The organism is Hyphomicrobium sp. (genome assembly GCF_047600905.1).
Lineage (GTDB): Bacteria > Pseudomonadota > Alphaproteobacteria > Rhizobiales > Hyphomicrobiaceae > Hyphomicrobium_B.
Genome location: NZ_JASGKD010000001.1, coordinates 131,669 through 152,666 on the forward strand (window position 1 = coordinate 131,669; position 20,998 = coordinate 152,666).

The window sequence follows — 20,998 nt, forward strand, 5'->3', positions numbered from 1 at the left end:
ACCGAGACATGGTTACGATAGCTGTCACCAGTGAGCCGGCCGACGAACCGCGCGTCGCTGTTTCGCCCGATACGGTCAAGAAGTTCACCGGCCTCGGCGCGCTCGTCCGCATCGAGCAGGGGGCAGGGCTGCGTTCGCGCTTTTCGGACGAAGCCTATCGCGCGGCCGGCGCCGAGGTCGTCGGCAAGTCGGAAGCGCTCGCGGGTGCCGACATCCTTCTGAAGGTTCGCCGCCCGTCAGTCGATGAGATCAAAGCGTTGAAGCCCGGCGCGATCGTCGCGGGCATGATCGATCCTTACGGCGACCGCGCGGAGCTGGACGCCTTGTCGGCCACCGGCGCGACCCTGTTTTCGATGGAGTTCATGCCGCGCACGACGCGCGCCCAGTCGATGGACGTATTGTCGAGCCAGGCCAACCTCGCCGGATACAAAGCCGTCGTCGACGGGGCGGCGATGTTCGGGCAGGCGCTGCCGATGATGATGACGCCGGCCGGCACGGTGCCAGCCGCGAAGGCGTTCATCATGGGCGTCGGCGTTGCGGGTCTGCAGGCGATCGCGACGGCGCGGCGGCTCGGAGCGCAGGTGACAGCGACGGACGTTCGGCCTGCGACCAAGGAACAGGTGCAGTCGCTTGGCGCGAAGTTCATCGCTGTCGAGGACGAGGAATTCAAGCAGGCGCAGACATCGGGCGGCTATGCGAAGCCGATGAGCGCCGAATATCAGGCGAAGCAAGCCGAGCTTGTCGCCAATCACATCAAGAACCAGGACCTCGTGATTACGACGGCGCTCATTCCGGGCCGTCCGGCTCCGAAGCTCATTTCGCGGGCCATGATCGAGAGCATGAAGCCGGGTTCGGTCATCGTCGATCTGGCCGCGGAACGCGGCGGCAATACGGAAATGACGGAGCCGGGCAAGATCATCGAGACCGCGAACGGCGTCAAGATTTTCGCTCCGCTCAATCTTGCGGGCACGATCGCCGTCAACGCTTCAAGCCTTTATGCGCGCAACCTTTTGGCCTTCCTCGAAACGATGATCGACAAGAAGGAAAAGACGCTGGCGGTCAATTGGGACGACGATCTCGTCAAAGGGACGCTGGTCGCCAAGGACGGCCAGATCGTGCATCCAAATCTCGCGACCAAGACGGCATGAGGAGCCTTGCCATGCGCTTCATTCAATCCCTGTTCGCGGCGCTCGCGATCACCGCATATACGGCGACGTCGGCTTTTGCGGCGGAAGGGCATCTGGTCAGCCCGCCGGTCTATGAGTTCATGGTTTTCGTCATTGCGGTCTTCGTCGGCTATTACGTCGTCTGGTCGGTGACGCCGGCGCTGCACACGCCGCTGATGAGCGTCACGAACGCAATTTCGTCGGTGATCGTCGTCGGCGCGCTCTTGGCGGTCGGTGTCTCGCTGACGGAATCCGACAGCGGCGTCGCGCGGTTGTTCGGTTTCCTGGCGCTGACGATGGCGTCGATCAATATCTTCGGCGGCTTCCTCGTCACCAACAGAATGCTCGCGATGTACAAGAAGAAAGAGACGCCGCCGCCGAAGAAAGAAGGCTGAGGCCGGAAGCAAGGCTGCCGCATGAGAACCGCCACAGGCATCAGAACATAGGCCCGGGAACGAACCAATGTCCGCAAACGTCGCCGCACTACTTTATCTCGCCGCCGGCGTTCTCTTCATCCTGGCGCTCCGAGGGCTTTCGAGCCCGGCGACATCGCGGAAGGGCAACCTCTACGGCATGATCGGCATGACGATCGCTATCCTGACGACGCTCGGGATCGCGGAGCCGACGGCTACCTCGTGGATTTTGATCGTGCTCGGCATCGGCATCGGCGGATTCATCGGCGCCAAGACGGCGCGCGAAATTCCGATGACGATGATGCCGGAGCTGGTGGCGGCGTTTCATTCGCTCGTCGGTCTGGCGGCGGTGTTTGTGGCCGCCAGCGCGCTTTATGCGCCATCGGCGTTCGGCATCCTCGCCGACCCGGCAAATCCCGCGGCCGGCATCAAAGGCGGAAGCCTATTCGAGATGGCCCTCGGCGTCGCGATCGGCGCCATCACGTTCACCGGCTCGGTCATCGCGTTCTCGAAGCTCTCGGGGCGGATGTCCGGCAAGCCGATTCTGCTGCCGGCAAGGCATCTGATCAATGCAGGCCTCGGAATCCTCCTGATCCTGATGATCTATGTCTTTATCCAGTCGGGCGGGTCGGCGTGGCTGTTCTGGCTGATCGTGGCTCTTTCGCTGCTGATCGGTGTGTTGATCATCATTCCGATCGGTGGCGCGGACATGCCCGTCGTCGTGTCGATGCTGAACTCCTACTCGGGATGGGCGGCTGCCGGCATCGGGTTCACGCTCGGCAACGTTGCGCTGATCATCACCGGCGCGCTCGTCGGCTCGTCGGGTGCGATCCTGTCCTACATCATGTGCAAGGCGATGAACCGGCAGTTCCTGTCCGTCATCGCCGGCGGCTTCGGCGGCGAGACGGCTGCCACAGGCGGCGGCGGGGCAGGCGGCGAACAGAAGCCGGTCAAGCTCGGGTCGGCGGAAGACGCCGCCTACGTCCTGAAGAACGCCTCCAAGGTCATCATCGTGCCAGGCTACGGCATGGCGGTCGCCCAGGCGCAACACGCGTTGCGCGAAATGGGAGACGCGCTGAAGAAGGCCGGCGTCGAGGTCAAGTATGCCATCCACCCGGTCGCCGGCCGTATGCCGGGTCACATGAACGTGCTGCTGGCGGAAGCCAATGTGCCCTATGACGAGGTGTTCGAACTCGAAGACATCAACAGCGAGTTCGCTCAGGCCGACGCGGTTTATGTCATCGGTGCCAACGACGTCGTCAATCCGGCGGCCGAAGAGGACAAAACCTCTCCCATTTACGGCATGCCCGTGCTTCAGGTCTGGAAAGCCGGAACGGTGTTTTTTAACAAGCGGTCGCTGGCGTCGGGCTATGCCGGCATCGACAATCCGGTTTTCTACCGCGACAACACCGTGATGCTGCTCGGCGACGCCAAGAAAATGACGGAAGAGATCGTTAAAGCGCTCGCGGCAGACTAGCCGGGCCTTGTGGGCGATGGGGCGGATCGGCAACAGCCGGTCGCCGATTACCAGGGCTCGGGGCGGAGCCGGGCCGGGCCTGCTATAGTCGAGTGGGTGTGGTTCTGAGGGTTTTCCGTGTTGGCTCCCGTTGCGTCGGCGTCTTTCGAAAATGATCTCGAGCACATCGAGGTTCTTGCCGCGACCCCGGTCACGAACTCGGCGCTGCTGGCGCGCAATCTCCAATTCATCTACGAGCGCGCATCGAAGGCGCGGTTTGCCGACTACGATATTGCCGGGATCGCGCGGCAGGCGCCGCAGCTGATGTACCGGCTGTTCGACCTTCGGGTCGGATTGCGCGACCACCTCTCTCATTATGAAATGCTGGGGCTTATGACGCCCGAGGTGACCCAGGGTTTTCGCGACGTCTTCCGCGTGCTCAGATACGTGTCCGACATGCTTGGTGAGATCACCACCGGCCATCCGCGCACGAACGAGAGCGGCTATCTGCTCCGCGGCTTTACCGGCACGGACAACAATACGTTGGTGAATTACGCATTCTATCGGAGCGGCGCGGCGCATCATTTCCGCTCAGGCGACGTGGTTCTGGTGCGCGGCACGGCACATAACAGTGCGGCAATCGCGCGTATCGGCGACGTCGACAGCCAGTTCAGCCACATCGGCATCGTCTACATCGATCCGGCAGGCGATCACTGGATGGTCGAAAGTCTGATCGAGGACGGCGCCACGATCAATCCGCTGGCGAAAGCGCTCGATCATAACATCGTGCGCGCCGTTCTTTATCGGCACCGGGACGCCGATCTTGCGGCGCGGGCGGCGAAATACATCTTCGATTATGTGGCGGCGTCACGCGCCAAGGGCGGCAAGCGGATCCTTTACGATTTTTCGATGCGCACCGACGATACTCGCAATCTGTTCTGCTCCAAGCTCGTCCGCCTCGCCTACGAGCAGGGCAGCTTCGGCATGTTCAGGCTGCCGACCTATCCGACGCGGATTGCGCGAAAGAACAGGGATTTTCTCGATCGCGTCGGGGTTGCCACGGATCTGACGTTCGCGCCTGCCGACATCGATATGGAATCCGGTTTCGATCTCGTCGCCGAGTGGCAGGACTATCGGGATACAGCGGGCATCCGCCTGCAGGACTTCACGATGGACAAGCTTTTCGAGTGGATGGAGAAATACAACTATCGCTTCGAAGAGACGTCGGCGATCAAGCTGGTGTCGGTGCTCGGCCGCTTCGCCGCGCACCTTTCAGATAGTGCTAAAGAAGTGCTGTCGTCGGTTTTCCCGCGCGTGCCGATCAACATGCCGAGAAGGACGGTTGCCGTCGTCGCCATGCTGCACAAGACGGCCGAGCCGATCTATCGCGAGTTGATGAAGCTTAATCAGGACAGCGTCGCCGAGACGGGCCTGCCGCTGCATGGGCTTGATGCGATGGCGGCGCTGGAAAGCATTCGTGAACGCGAAGGCGATAGAATCGGCTATCTGGTCCGTCACCGGGATTGATCAAAGGCGGGTGCTTTTGGTTTTCAAAGCCATATTGATCGGGGCTGTCGCTTTGTATGTCATCGCGGCCGGCGTGATGTATGCGGCACAGCGGAGGTTCATGTATTTTCCCGATCCTGTGCGCACGGCGCCTGCCGCTGCCGGCCTTCGGAACGTGTCGGAGATCATCATCCCGACCGTCGACGGCGAGAAGCTGATCGCGTGGTACGGGAAGGCGCGTCCCGGTCAGCCAACACTGCTTTATCTGCACGGCAATGGCGGGTCATTGGCCCTACGTGCCGAGACGATGCACAAATATCTACAGCATGGGCGCGGCATGCTGATGCTCGCCTATCGCGGCTTCAGCGGATCGACCGGATCGCCGACCGAAGCTGCGAATGTCGCCGACGCTGAGCTTGCCTACGACATGCTGGTGCGGGACGGCGTGAAGCCGGAAGACATCATCCTTTATGGGGAATCTCTGGGCAGCGGCGTCGCGATCCAGGTCGCAAAGAAAAAGAAGGTCGAGGGTGTCATCCTGGATGCGCCTTATACGTCGATCCTGGAGCTCGCCTCGGCGCAGTTTCCGTGGCTGCCCGTCGGCTGGCTGCTGAAGGACCGATACGAGTCGATCAAGTACATCGGCGACGTCCACGCGCCGATATTCATCCTGCACGGCGAGGCCGATGATATTGTGCCGGTCGAGATGGGGCGCCGGCTGTTCGCGGCGGCGAACCCTCCGAAAGAGATCAAGACGATCCCGGGGGGTGGGCACGTCATTCACGATGGGCCGTCGTTCGACTTCGTCAACGGCTGGATCGATCGGCTGCGTGCCGGCAAGGTGAGGGCGCCGGACTAGCTCCAGCAAACAAAAAGGCCCGCACCGATGAGGGTCGCGGGCCTTCGTTTTTTCGAATTTCGGTCGAGGACTTAGAAGCCGCCGCCCGTGCCGCCGCTGTTCTGGCCGCCGCGGAAACCACCGCCGCCGCCGAAGCCGCTGCCGCCACCACCCTGGCCACCACGACCCGGGCCGCCCTTACCGCCTGCGGCGCCACGTGCCGAAGCCGCCGGCTTGCTCGGAAGCAGGCCTTCACGCTGCAGCTTCTTGCGGGCGAGCTTGCGAGCGCGGCGCACCGCCTCGGCTTTCTCACGCGCTCTTTTCTCGGAAGGCTTTTCAAAATGACCGCGGAGCTTCATCTCGCGGAAGACGCCCTCGCGCTGCAACTTTTTCTTAAGCGCCTTGAGAGCCTGATCAACGTTGTTGTCGCGAACGAGAACCTGCAAGCAGTTGTATCCTCTGAAGAAAATCTGTCTCTTGAATGCGCAAAAACACCGACTCCGGAGCCTTCGCCGCCGGTGTCCGCGCTTTTTCTGGAGCGCCTTGTATCAAAGACGATGGAGAATGGCAATCGGCCAGGCAGTTATTCCGTCGCGGCCCAAGCCTCAGACGAATTTGCAACAATTGGCTTGGGAAAGGGAAACGAGGGTGAGCATGTTGCCCATTAATAGATCGCGGCGGGCCGGATTTGCGCATGCGATGCTTGGCCTTTTGCTCGGATTGGGTTGCGTCCAGGGACGTGGCGACGGCGCTCGGGCGGAGGAGGCGGCGAGCGAGGCGTGCGCAAAGCTCTCGGAGGTTCAAATCGTCCAGTTGCTCAACGCGTGGCGCGCGGCCTTCACGAGCGGAAACGCGGAGCAAATTGCGATGCTTTATAGCGACGACGCGAGCTTGATCGCAGGGAAAGACGGCAAGCCCTATACCGGCCGGACCGAGATCCGCGCCTTCTACAAAGATTTCCTGGCCAAGCGTCCCCGCCTGTCGATCCGTCCCGCCGCCCTTGCCACCGAATGCGGAGAGGCGACCGTCACAGGTCCCGTCGTCTACCGTATGACCGGGGAGCGGAAGGGAACGCGGCTGCTGCTCGGTGGGCAGTATCAAGCCAAGTTCAAACTGACCGGGGGAAAATGGGAGATCGTGAAGCATTCGCTCGCTGCCGATCCGCGAGCGATCGGCGATCCGTTCGGCAAGGCTGCGGAGAATTCCGCCGAGCCGTCTGCTGTTCCCTAACGGCAAAGAGACTCGAAGGGCGCGACCGGTGCAATGGCAGGGGGGAAGCTTGGCGCGCCCTTCGGTCATGATCCAAGATTTGGTGGCACCTCCTTTCTGGTCGTTGAGGTCCGGAGTGGGAATCAGGCGGACGGATTTTCAGGCCAGCCGCGAAATCATGGGCGCTTGCGCGCCACGAGGGCAGGCAGAGCGCGGAGAGCGACAAGGGAGGCCGCGGCTGCCGCTATCGCGATCGATATCGGGTTCTCGCCGAGCGCCTCTTTGAAAAGGGCGAAGACGGTTCCGTAGAAGGTCGCATCGAGAATTGCGAACGACAGCGACCATGTCCGGACGTCGGTGGCGCTGAACGGCTGGTCGAGGCGCAGATATCCGAGCTTCTTCATCGCCGCCCAAAGACTGGCGGTCAAAACGACGAAGATCGTTATCAGCGCGGAGACTCGAATGAGAAATGCTGCGAAAGGCTCGATCATGGCGAACTCCGTCGGGCGATGAGGCGCATCGGGCTGGCGGAGAATTTCGCTAATTTGGGTGCGCGCTGCTGTTCCGCGCGGAACGCGTCTCGATCGGGCGGGACGGCTGCGCCGCTTCGTTACTGCTGGGCTTGGACCGGCGCGGACGGCGGCAGATCGCGATCATCGGTGAAAACGTAGCGCTTCAGCCGTTCGTTGGTTTCGTTTTCGCGGACGAGAGAGATTTCGCCCTTCTGGTCAGCCTCGATGAGCGCAGACATCATGATGTCGTAGCTCTTGTCGACTGAGCAGAGGAGAATGAGGTCGATGCCGGCGTTCAGCGCTTTCACGCTGGCGCCGCCCAAGCCGTCTCGCGACCGTGTGACGGCTCCCATGCTGAAGTCGTCGGTGATGAGAAGACCGTCGTTGTCCAGGCGCGGTCTCATGATCGAATTGACGACCTTGTCCGAGAACGAAGCAGGCGTCGTGCTGTCGATTGCCGTCAGGCGAACGTGTCCAACCATGGTCGCGACGCCGGGTTCGGTCATCACGCGGCGGAACGGCACCCAATCGCTGAGTTCGAGCTGGCTTGCGCTCGCGCCGATATCGGCCGACATGACGTGGGTGTCTCGGGCGACGCGGCCTAGGCCAGGGAAATGCTTCAACGTGCAGATGATGTTGAATTTCGTCAGCGTATCGCAATACCAGCCGGCGACTTTGGCGACGAGATACGGATCGGCGTCGATGGCGCGCCAATAGAGGCGGGTTTCGCCATCGTTGCGGTCGGCCGTTCCGAGCCGCAGATCGACGACCGGGCCGAAATTCATTGAAATGCCGAGGCGTTCGAGCTCGCGCGCCTGGGTTTCGGCGTATTGGCGGACGGCTCTTTCGCGTTCGTCGTCGGTTTTGAGTTTGGCGATCAGCATGCCAAGCGTGGGCTGCCATTTGAGTGGCGGGGAGAGGCGGGAGACGTAGCCGCCTTCCTGGTCGGCGGCGACGATCAAGCGAGGCAGGCCCTGCTGCCTGCGGATGTTCTGCAGGTTCTCAATATCTTTGGCGACGTCCTGGATCTTACGGCCGCGGACGTTATGATCGGTCACGAAGATGCCGGCGATCGCTTTCTTTTCAACGAGCGGAACGACCTGCGAGAAGCTGTCGAAACCGACGATGATGCGGCCGCCGAGGCGTTCGAGACGAACGGGGTCGGTTGCGAGAATTTCGTCGCGCGTCAGCAATTTTTCAGGCCGGGCTGGAAGGGCAGGCGTTTGCGCTGCCGAGTCCGGTGATTTCTTCGCGGTGCTGGTGTTGCGCTGGGCGCGATGGCGCGGCGAATATCGCTTATGATATTTGCGCCAGCCGGATTTGTAGTATCCGGTACGCGCGTCGACCGAACCGTCCGGCGGCACGAGCAGCGCTACCGACAGCAAAGCAAGCAGGAATGCGCGGATCAATCGTTCGATCATAGCTCTTCAAATTAGCCCGCAGATCCGGACATCGGGCGGCGGCGTTGCATTAAGCTTGTTTTTTTATAGCGGCATCGCCGTTCGAACCAGTCAATCAGTAGATTCTGACCGGAAAGTAGCGTTGGACGAGTTCTTCGAAGCGGCCGGACGCGCGCACGCGATCGAGGGCTTTGTTCAACAGGAGCCTAATCTGCGGATCGGTCTTGGGTACGGCGATGGCCATTCCATCGCCGAAGAACTTGGGCTCGAGAAACGGTCCGCCGCGCATTTCACAGCATTGGCGCGACAGCGTTCCGTTGAGCCAAAAGGCCAGCGAGATGCCATCGTCGAATAAAAAATCAGCCTTTCCGGCGGCCAGTCCCTCGCGCGCCAAGTCGGCATTTTCATAAATTACCAGCGGGCTGTCGCGAAAGAACGCTTTGAGAAAGGCTTCATGCGGCGTGCCACGGGCAACCGCGATGCGCTTTCCGTCAAGACCGCTCGGCGTCATCTCGATCTGAGGGGAATCCTTGCGGCTGGCGAACCGGCCCGGGGTGTGGAAATAGCGGTCGGTGAAATCGACTTGTTTCAGGGCATCCGCCGTCACTTTGTGGCCTGCGATTACTGCGTCGGCGTCGCCTTTCAAGAGGTCGGCGATGAGTTCGTCCCAGGGCCGTACCTTGATATCGCACGAGGTGTTGAGTTCGAGGCAGATGGCGCGGGCGAGATCGACGTTGAAGCCGACGAGAACGCCGTCTTCGTCGTAGAAGTCGAAAGGCGGGTAATCGCTGTCGGTCAGAAAGCGAATGACGACGCGGCGTGGCGGGGTGGCGGTAGCGGACGATTGCGAAGAAGCGCCTTGGTCAGATCCCGGGGCATCCTGCGCGTATGCGGAGATCGATGCCGAAACGCCAACTGCGCCGGCAAGGATCAGGGCGATCGCAAATAAAAATCGGCCAGCCTCTGCCAGGGATCTCATGCCTAAGAAAAACTCCTGGATATCGAGCCATTCATTCGGTGACGTTCCAGCTTTCTTATTTGCGCACTCTGAGCATATAGTCATGTACTGGCTGGACGATGGCGGTCGTCGGCGGGGCCAGTCAGGTGCAGTTGATGTCGGAGCCTCGGCCAAGAACGCCCAAGGTGCGGACTGTCCGCGTGCCGCCGTCTGCCGTTCCCCCAAACGCGGCCGCACCGGGACTCACAATTCCGCTGCAGCCATTCCAACGCGATATTGGCCAACTTGACCGCGCGGTCAACGATCTGCGCCGGCGCGCACCCGACTTTTCCGCTGCCTCTCCGCTGCTTTTGTGGCAACGGGCGAGTTTGTTTCTGGCGCTCTCGGCACTCTCGGCCGGTTTGGTGCTGCTTGACGATTTCGGGGCCGTGCTGTGGTCGCTGACGATCGCCGTGCCGTTTCTGATGATTTCCGTGCTGAGGCTGGCGGCGCTGTGGGATGCGCTTCGGCGGCCGGCCGAGCGACAAGATCCGCGCTGGCTCGACCGCCGGTTCGACGACAGGTTGCCGACGTTTTCGGTGCTCGTTCCGCTTTACCGCGAAGTATCGGTTGTGCCGGGGCTCGTTGCCGCGATGGGGCGGCTCGACTATCCGAACGATCGGCTGGAGATTCTCTTCATTACCGAGGCGGACGACGTCGAGACCCGGCAAGCGCTGCTGCGTCGAGGCCTGCGCGCAAACATGCGCGTCGTGACGGTTCCTCCGGGACAACCGAAAACGAAGCCGCGGGCGTTGAACTACGCGTTGCAGGATGCGCGCGGTACGCTGGTCGCGGTCTTTGATGCAGAGGATCAACCGGATGCCGATCAGCTCCGGTTAGCAGCGTTGGCGTTCGTTCGCGGCGGCCCGCGGCTCGCGTGCGCGCAAGCGCGGCTCGCCATCTCAAATGCCAACGATTGCTTTCTCAGCCGGCAATTCGCGCTCGAGTACGGCGCTCTTTTCGGCGGCTTGCTGCCGGCGCTCGATCATCTGGGTTTGCCAATTCCTTTGGGCGGAACGTCGAACCATTTCCGTCGCGACGTGCTGCTCAAGAGCGGCGGGTGGGATCCGTTCAACGTGACGGAGGACGCCGATCTTGGGATCCGCCTGGCGCGGCTTGGCTATCAGGTTTCGGTGATTGATTCTCAGACCATGGAGGAAGCGCCTGTCCGCTGGAAGGTGTGGCTCGGGCAGCGCACGCGCTGGATCAAGGGCTGGATGCAGACGTACCTCGTGCACATGCGTCGACCTTGGCGCCTGTGGCGCGATCTTGGGGCATGGCGGTTCACAGGGCTTCAGGTGACGATTTCGGCGATGCTCATTTCGATGCTGGCGCATCCGTGGTTCTATGTGCTGGTCGGCATGCAGACGGCGCTCGGCCGCAACGTGCTGCCCGAAAACCAACTTCTGTACTTCGTGTTCGTTGGCGACCTGATTGCGGGCTACGTCACGGCGGCTCTGCTGATCTTGGTTACTTCGAGCAACGCGAGGCTTCCGGGCCGTTTGATTTCGGTCCTGCTTCTGCCGGTCTATTGGCTGGCGATTTCGGTCGCCGCCTACCGCGCCATCGTCGATCTCGCGCTCAGGCCGTTTTTTTGGGAGAAAACGATGCACGGCGTGCGATCGCTTTCGAGCGATCTTCGCCGTCGGCGGGCATGATGTGCGCTGCATCAGAACAATGCTGGAAAATCAGCGAAAAACTGCTAAGCTGCTGGGACTGACGGGAATTTGGGCGGAACTAAATATCGGCCCAAAGGTTTTGTTGGTTGGTTAGTTGCGGCTTGTACCATGAAACGTGCTCTTCAATCGTTTCTCAATCACTGCATCAGGACTGGCGGTCTGACGGTCGTTTTACCAAGCGGGGATCGCTTGACGACCGGAGACGGGACAGGGGTCCCGCTCGTTTTAACGCTCCACGATAGCAAAGCGGGCCGCGAACTTTTCTTTCACCCGCAGTTGGCGCTGGGCGAGCTTTTCATGGATGGCCGGCTCACGGTTTCCGGCGGATCGATTTACGATCTGCTTGAGCTGCTTGGGCGCAATCTGCACAGCCTGACGCCGCCGCAATTCGGGCAGATCAGACTTAGGTTTCGCAATATTCTCGATCGATGGACGAGGAGAAATTCGGAACGCCTGTCGCGCAGCAATGTCCATCATCACTACGATATCGACGACAAGATCTACGAGCTTTTCCTCGACTCCGACCGGCAATATTCGTGCGCCTATTTCGAAACGCCGGATCAGGATCTGGAGGCTGCCCAGCTTGCGAAGAAGCGGCACGTCGTAGCCAAACTGCTCGTCAAGCCCGGGATGAAGACGCTGGACATCGGTTCCGGATGGGGCGGCATGGCGCTCTATCTGGCAAATATCGCCGGTGCCGACGTGACCGGCGTGACGCTTTCGCCGGAGCAGCTCAAGGTCGCCTCGCGGCGCGCGGGCGAAAAAGGTCTGAGTTCGCGTGTCCGGTTCCGGCTCGAAGATTATCGCGCTTTGTCGGAGACGTTCGATCGCGTTGTCTCGGTCGGAATGTTCGAGCATGTCGGCCTCAAGGACTATGACACGTTCTTCAACGTCATATGCCGCTGCCTGAAGGACGATGGCGTCGCTGTTGTGCACTCGATCGGACGCAGCGACGGGCGCAGCGCCATGAATCCGTGGTTTGCGAAATATATCTTTCCGGGAAGCTACGTTCCGTCCTTAGCCGAGGTGTTCCCGTCGATCGAAAACGCCGGGTTGATCGTCACCGATGTTGAGATTTTGCGGCTGCACTATGCGGACACGCTGGCGGCTTGGCGAACGCGCTTTCTGGCTAGGCGAGGCGAGGCGGCCGCGCTTCTTGGCGATCGTTTCTGCAGGATGTGGGAGTTCTATCTGGCGGCAGGGGAGGCCGGTTTCCGCTACGGCGGCCTCATGGTCTTCCAAATTCAGCTGGCGAAGAAGATCGATACCGTCCCGCTCAAGCGCGATTACATAGAGTCCGAGGAAGAGCGGTTGCGGGAACGCGAGGCAATTGTCTTCAATCATACGGTGGCGGCGGAGTGAGGCTGCGGCGGTCGACCTTTAGAAAAACTGAACGGTCTTGTTTGCGGCTTTAGCGTCCGGAATTGCTTGAGGGTCAATAGCGTTGGCGAGTTCGTAGGCGCGCGCTGTGACGGCGTTGAGGGCCGCCTCGATCTTGAGCCGCGCGTGCTCGATCGCGTCGTCGTCGGCGGCGGGAGCTACGAATATCGGATCAGCGGCTACCCACGCCAATTTCGAGAGCGGCAGGTTGACGGTCATTTTGCTCCAGGTGTTGAGCACGATGAATCGCGAGGTCGCTGCGGCCACGGGAATGATCGGACGGCCAGACAGGCGCGCCAGTGTGACGACGCCTTCGCCGGCGATGCGCGGTTTTCGGGGTGGAATGTCGGCCGTCATGGCGACGATCGAGCCGTTCTCAAGAGCTTTCACGGCGGTGCGAAGGGCGTAGGCGCCGCCACGATCTCGTTTGCGATCTCCGGCGCCGGCGCCGCGGATTGAGGAGATTCCAAATCGGGAAAGAACGTAGGCGACTAGCTCGGCGTCTCCATGGCGGGCAACCATGGCTTCAACCGGATATTCCCGCGTGTTGAGATCGGGCAACATCATGAATTGGCCGTGCCACATCGCCATGATGAACGGCACTTGAGAGCGGAGGCGGTCGATGAAATCAGCTGGTTCGTAGACGGTCGACGATGTCCGTCTGACCGTTCGAATAAGGCCGGAGACGAAGCGGCCGGCCACGCCGATCAATATGCGGTTTTTTCTATTGGACGGCCCGGACATTTTCCAATTTGTGCGTGTCGTCGTTCCGATCGAGTTAGGCGGCGATTTGGGAGGCCCTTCGCGCGACGATAGCTCAACTGCGCGAATGGGCAAATGTCCCCCGGTCAAGGGTGCCCCGTTCCAGCGCTATTTGTCTGAAATTTCCGTGTCGCGGTAACCTCGCAAAGCTCAGAGGATCATTTCGATGCCGAAGGCCAAAACGATAGCGGACGTCATCGCGGCGACTGCACAGATCACCGATACAAACACATAATATCCATCGGACGTGTGGTGATCGTCCTCACAGATACGAATTTTTGCAGCATGCTTCTGCATACAGGAACCCAAAACTAGAACAGCTCGAATTTGAAGCGCGCGAAATAAGGCTCAGCGGAAGCACATACAAGCTGCCAGCTTGGAATTGCTGGCTTGCATTTTCGCATTGCGTGCGGCGCTTGGTCCCGCCTCGAGGACACGCCGCCGACGCCCGCCAGCCCATAATTTGTGGGGTTTCGTGTCGGCCGCGGGCCGCAAAATACGGCTTTTCGCCCGCGATCTTACTTTTGGGAATTCCAGAGGAAGGTGCCGCATCGTTCATGATGAATTCATCGGACAGGGTGGAAAAAGGAGGGATGCTGCGGTGCAGCTAAAAATACTCGTCCGAAGACTTTCACGAGGGTAGTTATGGACAAATTTCGGGTCGTCGTCTGGTGTGAATCCTGTCGGGGAGACGACGAAGGCTGCTTCGGGGGATCGTCCGAAGTCATTGGCGCGGCATTCGAAACCGTCGAAGAGGCCGAGCAGGCGGCTGCTCACTACTGCTCCGACCTGCCCTATCGCTATCGCGTCGAACAGGCCGATTTGCATTAGCGAGAAGCGAGGTTCCGGTGCGCGTCAAGTGACGCGCATCAGTTCGCGCTCCTTGCCAAGCGCTTCCTGCAGCGTTCGCTGCGCCATCTGCAGCTTTTTCAGCATATCGTCCCGGTCGGTTGAGGCGTCGAGCGCTTCCGCCAGCAAGTAGTCGGCCTGCGAGACTTTCGCCTCAAGCTGGGCAATCCGGGACCGGGCATCAAAAAGCTCAACCGGTTGGTTGTTACTGACTGCGATGCTTTCCATGATCATGAGCATAATTCCTAATTACCCTCCATTATAACGCACAGCGGGAAGCAGGGTTCCGATGCGCATTTTTTCGGGGTCTTTGAATTTCTCTCGATGAAAGAATGGCTTAGCCATTTCTTTCTGAGCAACATGCGCGTCGGCGCTTATCGGACGCCACAGTCGCAGCCATGGGCAAACGCAATCGGCGACGGCGGTAGACCGGTTTTAATCGTCGGCGTCGGGTGCTGGAACCCGGACAGGCGGGGGCTTTTCGACGCGGCTTTTAACGCACACATGATTTTAGGGTGACGGTTATCGCGGTAGCACGCGAGCCGTCAGGTGGGCATGATCGGAGGGAGGTTTGGACTAACGCAAAGGAAGGAGAGACTATGGCCCTCTTTTCCGATGGAAACCACGATAACCACCCCGGGTTCGGATCTACCGGGGAAGGCGACGGTGCGCTCGATGCGCTGATCATCTTCCTGCTGTTCGCTTTCTCGTTCGCGGTCTGGTTCATCTGTGGCGCGCTTCGGCCGGTTTTGGACGACACCAATCCGAGCCTGATGGCCAATCCCGCGCCGGTCTCGGTCTCGTATACGGATCCGCGGGCGCCCACGTCGAAATAGTGTCGGCCCCTTCAGCTGTGGCTCGATTTCCTCGCTCGTGCCGCGACTGCATGCGGGACGTCCGCATTCTCTTCCTGCGAGGATGGGTCTGCCGATCGCGGCGATTCCCCCTTCGTCTGGCAAGGCTTCGCTTTGATCGACATCTCTTCATCCTGTGTTGAGAAGACGACGACTCGATTGCGGCCGGATCTTTTCGCCATGTAAAGCGCGGCGTCGGCCTGAAGCATCAGATCATTCAGGCATGCGCGTGTGCCGATTTGCGAAATGCCTACGCTGACAGTGCTGCCGAAGAGCTGGCCATTCGACAGGAAGCGCTGCTCGGAAAATTTTTTACGGATCCGTTCAGCGACGGTATTTGCCATTTTCAGCGATGCATCCGGAAGCAGCACGGCGAATTCTTCACCGCCGACACGCGCGGTCAGATCTTCATCGCGGACGGTATCGCTCAAAATGTTCGCGAAGCTCTTCAGCACCGTGTCGCCGAGCGAATGACCGTGCGTGTCGTTGACTTGCTTGAAGTGATCGATGTCGAGGCCGATGACGACGATCGGGGTCGAGGTCCGCATTTCCGGCACGCGATCGAAAAGGGCGCGGCGATTGAGAATGCCGGTAAGCGCATCCGTTTCCGCCTCCAGCTTGTGGCGCCTCGTGATGCGGATCTGATTTAAGCCCAGTGACAGCGCGCCGGCGGCGGTCAACGTCGCCAGACAGGCGATGAGATTGATGTTCGTTGCCCAGTCGTTTTGGGCGCGGTTCATGATCCAGCTGCGGCGATCAATCAACACAGCGGCGCAAAGCGCGAATGATATGCCGGCTACGATATAAAGCGCCGACAGAAGAATGAGCGGCGCGGGTGCTTCTTTGCGCCAACGCCAATACTCCGATCCTGTCGCAAACAGGAGCGCGCACGCGATCGTATCGACGAGGATATAGCAAACACCGTCGTAGCCCAGAAACATCGGGATAGCGATGACCGCACTCGACAAGAGGATCGCCTGAACCATGAGCTTTGCAGGAAACTTGCCGGTGCGAAACTGACGTGCCGCCGCGAAGAAGAACATCAGGCTGATAAGAAGCGCCGAAAACGCGAGCATTCCCAAAGTGGGCGAAAAGTCCGTGACGAAGCGGGCGTAGGTCAGGACGAAAATCGCCAGGACCGCCGCGCCGGTCGCCCACGACAAGAGTTCGGAATTGGTCCGCGTGACGAACCAACTTATCACAAACGACAGTGCCAAACTCGCCGCGGAAAAGCTCATGGCGAGGAGCAAGGAGTGATAGTCGAGTGAAAGCATCGCGGAAAAATCGGCAAAGAAAATTTTGCCGAGGATGATGCTCACTTCCTAAGATCAAGTTAGCCGCGATGACGCGTGGTTAAGGATGTCCTTCGCCGATCGGCAAAAAGCCGGTAGTTCATCGTCGTTTGCTTAGGGAACGGCCGTCTCAGAGCGGATCGCGCTTCAGCGCCTGGCAGAGGCAGTGGGGGCCGCCGCCTCCGAGCGTGAACATCCTGAGGTCGGGATCGAAGACCTCGATGCCGTGAGCGCGCATGCGTTCGTTCAAATCTTTATTGGCGGCGGTCGAAAGCACGCGGTCGTTGCCCAATGCGACGATGTTGGTGCCGAGCTGCGTCGCGTCGTGGTATGAGACGGGCAAGATTTCGTAGCCCTTCGATTTCAGCAGATCGAGAAACCAGGGCTGGTGTGCATCCGGGGCGACGGCGACGAGCTTCTTGTTGATGAAGCCGACCGAAACGTCGAGGTGGACGAAATGCGATGGGAAGGGCACGGCGTAGGCTTCCCATCCCTTTTCCCGGAACCAGGAGCACATCTGCTCGGCCCCTTCCTTTTCCGAGCGTTCGCCGCCGTAGCCACAGAGCACGAATCCCGGCTCGACGACCATGAAGTCGCCGCCTTCAAAATGGCCGGCCGTGATCATGTTCCAGATCGGTATGCCGGCTTCCTCGTAAAACTTCAGCGTCAGGGCGTAGTCGCCGCGGCGGAAGCGCGTTTGCAGTAGCGTGATGACGGCGCCGAATGGTGTCATCACGCTCGAGTCGCGGGCGAAGACGCCGTACTTCAGCTCAGGACGCGCATCGAGCCAATGACAGGTGACGCCGGCTTTCTCGAAGACGTCGACCATTTCGCGATGTTGCGACATGGCGGCCTGCGCGTCGAAGTGCAGTCCGAGAGCTAGCGTCTGGCGCGATACGGCGCCAACGGGGCGCCATTCAAAGTAGTCGGGTTTGCCGAGAAGAACATGCCGCAGCACGCCGGTTTCTGAATCCAATCCCCACGGAACGGAGACGGTTGCCACGTTCATGCCAAGACCTCGTAATGCGCATCGGTCGGAGCGCCCTTGTTGATGCAGATGATGTCCTGCGGGCAGGCGGACATGGCGACGATGCAGTCCATTTCGGCTTTCAGAACGACATAGTCGCCGGGCTTGGAGACGGGTTCTTTCCAGCCGATGCTGCCGTCGGCGTTGACCGGAATGTTCATCCAAAGATTGAGCGGGGATGGAACTTCGGGCGGCGTGAGGCCGAGGCCGGCAAGGCCCGCGCGCAGATTATCGGCGCAGTTGTCGTGGTAATCAGAAACGCCCAAGCCCTGATAGCGATAGATGTCGCAGGCCGCGATGAACGTGTCGTGCACGCCGGGCGAGGTGTCTTCCACCAAGGTCAGGATCGGCCGCCGCTTGTTGGTGACGAGCTTGTCGCCAGCGAGTGGGCGGATGCGGTCGATGGCGGCACGCATGTGCTCCATCGACAGGAATTCGGCGAGATCGTGGGCGTTGAAGGCCCAGGTGTCGACGACCTGATGGCCGTGCGTGTTGATGATCTTGATCGATTGGCCGGCTTTGAGCGCGACCGCGCGGCCCTGGCGCGCCGGGACGATGTGGATGTCGCTCATCACTTATCCTTTACGTTCGGGAATTCTTTGCGGATCGCGGCGGTGACGCCTGTGACGTAATCGTCGGCGAGCAGCTTGCCCTTCTCTGCGGAACAGCCGTGCGCGGGCGACAACACGCCGGAGCATGGCACCCAGCCCGTGCGCGTCGGATAGACGTCGTAAGGGGGAAAGCTCGCGGGCTTGTCGTCCGGCAGAACCGAAAGATCGACGAGATGGGGATGATGGTGGAGCATTAGGGATGTTTCCATCACGGCGGCGTGCTCGAGGTCGTAGCCGGGGAAGCCATCGGGAAAGATCTTTTCGAGAGTTTGTCGTCTGGTGAAGTCCCAATATTCCAGGCGCATGACCTCGAAATCGTGGATGCCCATGTAGGCAAGTTCGCGCCGCGCAAGGTCGACGCCTTCGATGGTGAACATCATGTTTTCGTAGTGGCCGTTAATCAGCACGAGCCGGCGCGCGCCATGGCGAGCGAATTCCTTGATGACGTCGCGGAGCACGTGAGCCAGGGTATCGGCGTCGAGGCTGGTCGTGCCGCAGAAGTGATTGCCGCCGCCCATTTTGGGTTGCGATTTGTAGCCGAACGACAGGACAGGGGCGACGATCGCATCGAGCTGTTTGGCGACGCCGGCGGCGACTGCGGTGGCGAGCATGGCATCCGTGCCCATCGGCAAGTGCGGTCCGTGCTGTTCGGTGGCGCCTGTCGGCAGAAGGATCAGCGCGCCATCCTCGATGCGCTGCTGGTACGTCGTCCAGCTCATCTCGTTCATGAAAATTCGGTCGGTCATCTTCGTCCTTCCATCAAACCATCGAGGCGCCGCCGTTGACGCCGATCACCTGTCCGGTGATGAAGCTCGAACCGGGGCCCGCAAGAAACATGACCACTTCGGCGACTTCATCCGGCCGGCCGATGCGGCCGAGCGGGTTCGACGTTTCGAGACGCTTCCATTCTTCGGGCAAGTTGTCGAAGTCGAGCAGCGGCGTGTCGGTCGGGCCCGGCGCGACGGCGTTGACGAGAATGTCGGGGCCGAATTCCTTCGCCCAGCAGCGCACCATGGCGCTGATGCCTGCTTTCGACGCGCAATAGGCGGCGTGATGCTCGCGTCCGAGCTGAGCGAGTTCGGAGCTGAAGAGAATGATCTTGCCGCCCTTGCTCCGGCTCTTCATGGCGCGCACGGTTTCGCGGGTGATCAGAAACGAGCCGATGAGATTGACCTCGAGGACCTTCCGGGCATCGGCGACGGGTGTTTCGAGCAACGGGCCATAGCGGAAAATGGCGGCCGAATTGACCATCACGTCGATACCGCCAAGGGCGATGTCGGCGGCTGCGACGGCTTCGGCGACCTGGATTTCGTCGGTAATATCGGCGCGGAATGATAGCCCGGAGGAGATAGGAGCGGCGTCGAGCCTGGCAACATTGGCGCCGTTTCTTTCCAAGAGGTCGGCGGTCGCCAGCCCGATGCCGCTTGCGGCACCGGCAACGACGATCTTGAGGCATTCGACAGTGCTGCTCATCCGAGGAACTCTCCGCGATCGACGCCGATGGCCTGGCCGGTGATGTTCGCGGCGAGATCGCTCGCGAGGAACAGGTAAAGACCCGCGACGTCCGACGGCTCCATCAGGCCGGGTAGGCACTGGGTTGCGGCGACGTCGGCGAAAATATCGGCGTCGCTCCGGCCGGATCGCTCGGCCATTGCGCTGGCAGATCGAAGCGAGGCGACGGTGCGTACCCAGCCTGGGCAGACCGCATTGACGTTGATGCCGCGGGGGCCGAGTTCGCGCGCGAAGGTGCGCGTCAAGCCGACGACGGCGTGTTTCGATGCGATGTAGGCAGCGAATTCCCCGACGGCGCTTTTCGACCAGACGGAGGCGGTATTGATGATGCCGGCGCCGGGCTTCAGCAGCGGCAGGGCGGCGCGCGTCACGTTCCAGGTGCCGCGGACGTTGATGTCCATGATGCGCGCGAACGTGGCGTCGACCTCGTCGCTTGGATCATCGAGCGGGGTGATGAGTTCGAGACCGGCATTGTTGACGAGAACGTCCAGCTTGGCGAATTCCGAAAATACGCCCGCGACGGCGCCTTTATTGGTGATGTCGCAAACGAAGGCGCGGATTGAGCGGCCGCAGGCGCGTGTCAGCTTCGCGGCGGCGTCGTGGATCGCTTCGTCGTCTGCGAGGATTGCGAGGTCGGCACCGGCATTGGCGAAGCCTTCGGCGATACCGAAGCCGATGCCACGGCTCGCGCCGGTGACGAGTACGCTCTTGTTTTTGAGGTCGATAGGCATGCGTTTCCTGCGGCGCTTGGCGCTCTAATTTTCGTGGCCCGCGGCAGCGCGGACGAATTTCAAGACTTCGGTTCGGAGTTTGAAGAAGCGTTCGCTGTCGCGTAGCTCGAGGGTGCGTTCGTTGCCGAGCGCGGCGGCAATATCGACCTCTTCCAGCATGCGCGCCGGGCGCTTTGAAAAGACGATGATCCGATCAGCGAGGAAGACGGCTTCGTCGACGTCGTGTGTGACGAAGATGATGGTCTTGGCGTCCTGCTGCTGAATGCGACGTAGTTCGAGCTGCAAGTCTTCGCGGCGCTGGGCATCGAGGGCGCCGAACGGCTCGTCCATCAGCAGGACGTCGGAGCCGGCGGCGAGCGTTCGGGCGATGGCGATGCGCTGGCGCATGCCGCCAGAGACCTTGTTCGGATAGGCGTCGGCGAAATCCGACAAGCCGACAAGCCGCAAATAGTGGGCAAGCCGCGCCTGTTTGCGCTCGGGCGTCATGTCGAGCCGGTATTTCATTCCATAGGCAACGTTCTGCGCGACGGTCAGCCAGGGAAACGACGAATAGGACTGAAACACCATGCCGCGATCCCGGTCGGGGCCGTCGATCGGTTGGCCGCGCAGCCGGATCTCGCCTTCACTCGGGGTTTCGAGACCGCCGACCATGCGCATAAGTGTGGTTTTGCCCGAGCCGGAAGGGCCGAGGAATACGATGAACTCGTTGCGCTTGACGTCGAGGTTGAAGGTCGGCGCAACGACTTCGAGGTCGCCGAAATATTTGGCGATGCCGTCGAATACGAGGTAGGGAGCGGGTGTCAC

Annotated in this window: 24 protein-coding genes; 10 read left to right on the forward strand and 14 right to left on the reverse strand. The window is 60.8% G+C overall.

Annotated features, from left to right (window positions below):
• Positions 1–8: 8 nt before the first annotated feature.
• The 5 genes from QM780_RS00675 (at position 9) to QM780_RS00695 (ending at position 5,400) form a co-directional block, all read left to right on the forward strand.
• On the forward strand, positions 9–1,148 hold the full coding sequence (locus QM780_RS00675) for a Re/Si-specific NAD(P)(+) transhydrogenase subunit alpha (RefSeq protein ID WP_415068559.1): 1,140 nt from the start codon (positions 9–11) through the stop codon (positions 1,146–1,148).
• Between the two features lie 11 nt (positions 1,149–1,159).
• Positions 1,160–1,561: a proton-translocating transhydrogenase family protein gene (locus QM780_RS00680; RefSeq protein WP_415068560.1), complete on the forward strand. Its 402-nt coding sequence runs from the start codon at positions 1,160–1,162 to the stop codon at positions 1,559–1,561.
• A gap of 67 nt (positions 1,562–1,628) precedes the next feature.
• Positions 1,629–3,056, forward strand: coding sequence for an NAD(P)(+) transhydrogenase (Re/Si-specific) subunit beta (locus tag QM780_RS00685; protein ID WP_415068561.1), 1,428 nt, complete (start codon positions 1,629–1,631; stop codon positions 3,054–3,056).
• A gap of 117 nt (positions 3,057–3,173) precedes the next feature.
• Complete coding sequence (locus tag QM780_RS00690) at positions 3,174–4,562, forward strand: YiiX/YebB-like N1pC/P60 family cysteine hydrolase (RefSeq protein WP_415068562.1); 1,389 nt, start codon at positions 3,174–3,176, stop codon at positions 4,560–4,562.
• A gap of 34 nt (positions 4,563–4,596) precedes the next feature.
• Positions 4,597–5,400 (forward strand): alpha/beta hydrolase, encoded by an 804-nt coding sequence (locus tag QM780_RS00695; RefSeq protein ID WP_415068563.1) that lies wholly within the window; start codon positions 4,597–4,599, stop codon positions 5,398–5,400.
• A gap of 71 nt (positions 5,401–5,471) precedes the next feature.
• Here the strand turns inward: QM780_RS00695 and rpsU are convergent, their stop codons facing one another.
• Entirely contained in the window at positions 5,472–5,825 is a 354-nt protein-coding gene (rpsU, locus tag QM780_RS00700; RefSeq protein WP_415068564.1) for a 30S ribosomal protein S21, read from the reverse strand.
• A 253-nt stretch (positions 5,826–6,078) separates the two neighbouring features.
• On the opposite strand from rpsU, the gene QM780_RS00705 reads away from it, so the two are divergent.
• Entirely contained in the window at positions 6,079–6,609 is a 531-nt protein-coding gene (locus QM780_RS00705) for an SgcJ/EcaC family oxidoreductase (protein ID WP_415068565.1), read from the forward strand.
• A 155-nt stretch (positions 6,610–6,764) separates the two neighbouring features.
• On the opposite strand, the gene QM780_RS00710 is transcribed toward QM780_RS00705, so the two are convergent.
• The 3 genes from QM780_RS00710 to QM780_RS00720 all read right to left on the reverse strand — a co-directional run bounded on the left by QM780_RS00710 (position 6,765) and on the right by QM780_RS00720 (position 9,479).
• Complete coding sequence (locus tag QM780_RS00710; protein WP_415068566.1) at positions 6,765–7,079, reverse strand: hypothetical protein; 315 nt, start codon at positions 7,077–7,079, stop codon at positions 6,765–6,767.
• A 119-nt stretch (positions 7,080–7,198) separates the two neighbouring features.
• Positions 7,199–8,521: a glycoside hydrolase family 3 N-terminal domain-containing protein gene (locus QM780_RS00715; protein ID WP_415068567.1), complete on the reverse strand. Its 1,323-nt coding sequence runs from the start codon at positions 8,519–8,521 to the stop codon at positions 7,199–7,201.
• Positions 8,522–8,615: 94 nt separating this feature from the next.
• Positions 8,616–9,479, reverse strand: a complete 864-nt coding sequence (locus QM780_RS00720) for a transporter substrate-binding domain-containing protein (RefSeq protein ID WP_415068568.1) — start codon at positions 9,477–9,479, stop codon at positions 8,616–8,618.
• Between the two features lie 134 nt (positions 9,480–9,613).
• Here QM780_RS00720 and QM780_RS00725 point away from each other — a divergent pair, with 134 nt between their 5' ends.
• Together QM780_RS00725 and QM780_RS00730 are read left to right on the forward strand one after the other, a co-directional pair.
• On the forward strand, positions 9,614–11,155 hold the full coding sequence (locus QM780_RS00725) for a glycosyltransferase (protein WP_415068569.1): 1,542 nt from the start codon (positions 9,614–9,616) through the stop codon (positions 11,153–11,155).
• A 129-nt stretch (positions 11,156–11,284) separates the two neighbouring features.
• On the forward strand, positions 11,285–12,538 hold the full coding sequence (locus QM780_RS00730) for a class I SAM-dependent methyltransferase (protein ID WP_415068570.1): 1,254 nt from the start codon (positions 11,285–11,287) through the stop codon (positions 12,536–12,538).
• An 18-nt stretch (positions 12,539–12,556) separates the two neighbouring features.
• Here the strand turns inward: QM780_RS00730 and QM780_RS00735 are convergent, their stop codons facing one another.
• Positions 12,557–13,258, reverse strand: a complete 702-nt coding sequence (locus QM780_RS00735) for a lysophospholipid acyltransferase family protein (protein ID WP_415071953.1) — start codon at positions 13,256–13,258, stop codon at positions 12,557–12,559.
• A 210-nt stretch (positions 13,259–13,468) separates the two neighbouring features.
• Entirely contained in the window at positions 13,469–13,615 is a 147-nt protein-coding gene (locus tag QM780_RS00740; protein WP_415068571.1) for a hypothetical protein, read from the reverse strand.
• 348 nt (positions 13,616–13,963) lie between these two features.
• Between QM780_RS00740 and QM780_RS00745 the strand changes: the two genes are divergently transcribed.
• On the forward strand, positions 13,964–14,149 hold the full coding sequence (locus QM780_RS00745) for a hypothetical protein (RefSeq protein ID WP_415068572.1): 186 nt from the start codon (positions 13,964–13,966) through the stop codon (positions 14,147–14,149).
• A 24-nt stretch (positions 14,150–14,173) separates the two neighbouring features.
• Here QM780_RS00745 and QM780_RS00750 read toward each other — a convergent pair whose 3' ends face one another.
• Entirely contained in the window at positions 14,174–14,401 is a 228-nt protein-coding gene (locus QM780_RS00750; RefSeq protein ID WP_415068573.1) for a hypothetical protein, read from the reverse strand.
• A gap of 365 nt (positions 14,402–14,766) precedes the next feature.
• Between QM780_RS00750 and QM780_RS00755 the strand changes: the two genes are divergently transcribed.
• Positions 14,767–15,003: a hypothetical protein gene (locus tag QM780_RS00755; RefSeq protein ID WP_415068574.1), complete on the forward strand. Its 237-nt coding sequence runs from the start codon at positions 14,767–14,769 to the stop codon at positions 15,001–15,003.
• Between the two features lie 11 nt (positions 15,004–15,014).
• On the opposite strand, the gene QM780_RS00760 is transcribed toward QM780_RS00755, so the two are convergent.
• The 7 genes from QM780_RS00760 to QM780_RS00790 form a co-directional block, all read right to left on the reverse strand.
• On the reverse strand, positions 15,015–16,340 hold the full coding sequence (locus QM780_RS00760; RefSeq protein ID WP_415068575.1) for a GGDEF domain-containing protein: 1,326 nt from the start codon (positions 16,338–16,340) through the stop codon (positions 15,015–15,017).
• Between the two features lie 103 nt (positions 16,341–16,443).
• A complete protein-coding gene (locus QM780_RS00765) occupies positions 16,444–17,322 on the reverse strand; it encodes a dimethylarginine dimethylaminohydrolase family protein (RefSeq protein ID WP_415068576.1) in 879 nt (292 codons plus the stop codon).
• Positions 17,319–17,912 carry a DUF1989 domain-containing protein gene (locus QM780_RS00770; protein ID WP_415068577.1) on the reverse strand — a complete coding sequence of 198 codons (594 nt, stop codon included), beginning with the start codon at positions 17,910–17,912 and terminating at the stop codon, positions 17,319–17,321. The genes QM780_RS00765 and QM780_RS00770 overlap by 4 nt, the downstream gene beginning before the upstream one ends.
• Positions 17,912–18,697, reverse strand: a complete 786-nt coding sequence (locus QM780_RS00775) for a creatininase (RefSeq protein WP_415068578.1) — start codon at positions 18,695–18,697, stop codon at positions 17,912–17,914. The genes QM780_RS00770 and QM780_RS00775 overlap by 1 nt, the downstream gene beginning before the upstream one ends.
• Positions 18,698–18,710: 13 nt before the next feature.
• Positions 18,711–19,424 carry an SDR family NAD(P)-dependent oxidoreductase gene (locus QM780_RS00780; protein WP_415068579.1) on the reverse strand — a complete coding sequence of 238 codons (714 nt, stop codon included), beginning with the start codon at positions 19,422–19,424 and terminating at the stop codon, positions 18,711–18,713.
• Positions 19,421–20,194, reverse strand: a complete 774-nt coding sequence (locus QM780_RS00785; RefSeq protein ID WP_415068580.1) for an SDR family NAD(P)-dependent oxidoreductase — start codon at positions 20,192–20,194, stop codon at positions 19,421–19,423. The genes QM780_RS00780 and QM780_RS00785 overlap by 4 nt, the downstream gene beginning before the upstream one ends.
• 24 nt (positions 20,195–20,218) lie before the next feature.
• On the reverse strand, positions 20,219–20,998 hold the full coding sequence (locus QM780_RS00790) for an ABC transporter ATP-binding protein (protein WP_415068581.1): 780 nt from the start codon (positions 20,996–20,998) through the stop codon (positions 20,219–20,221).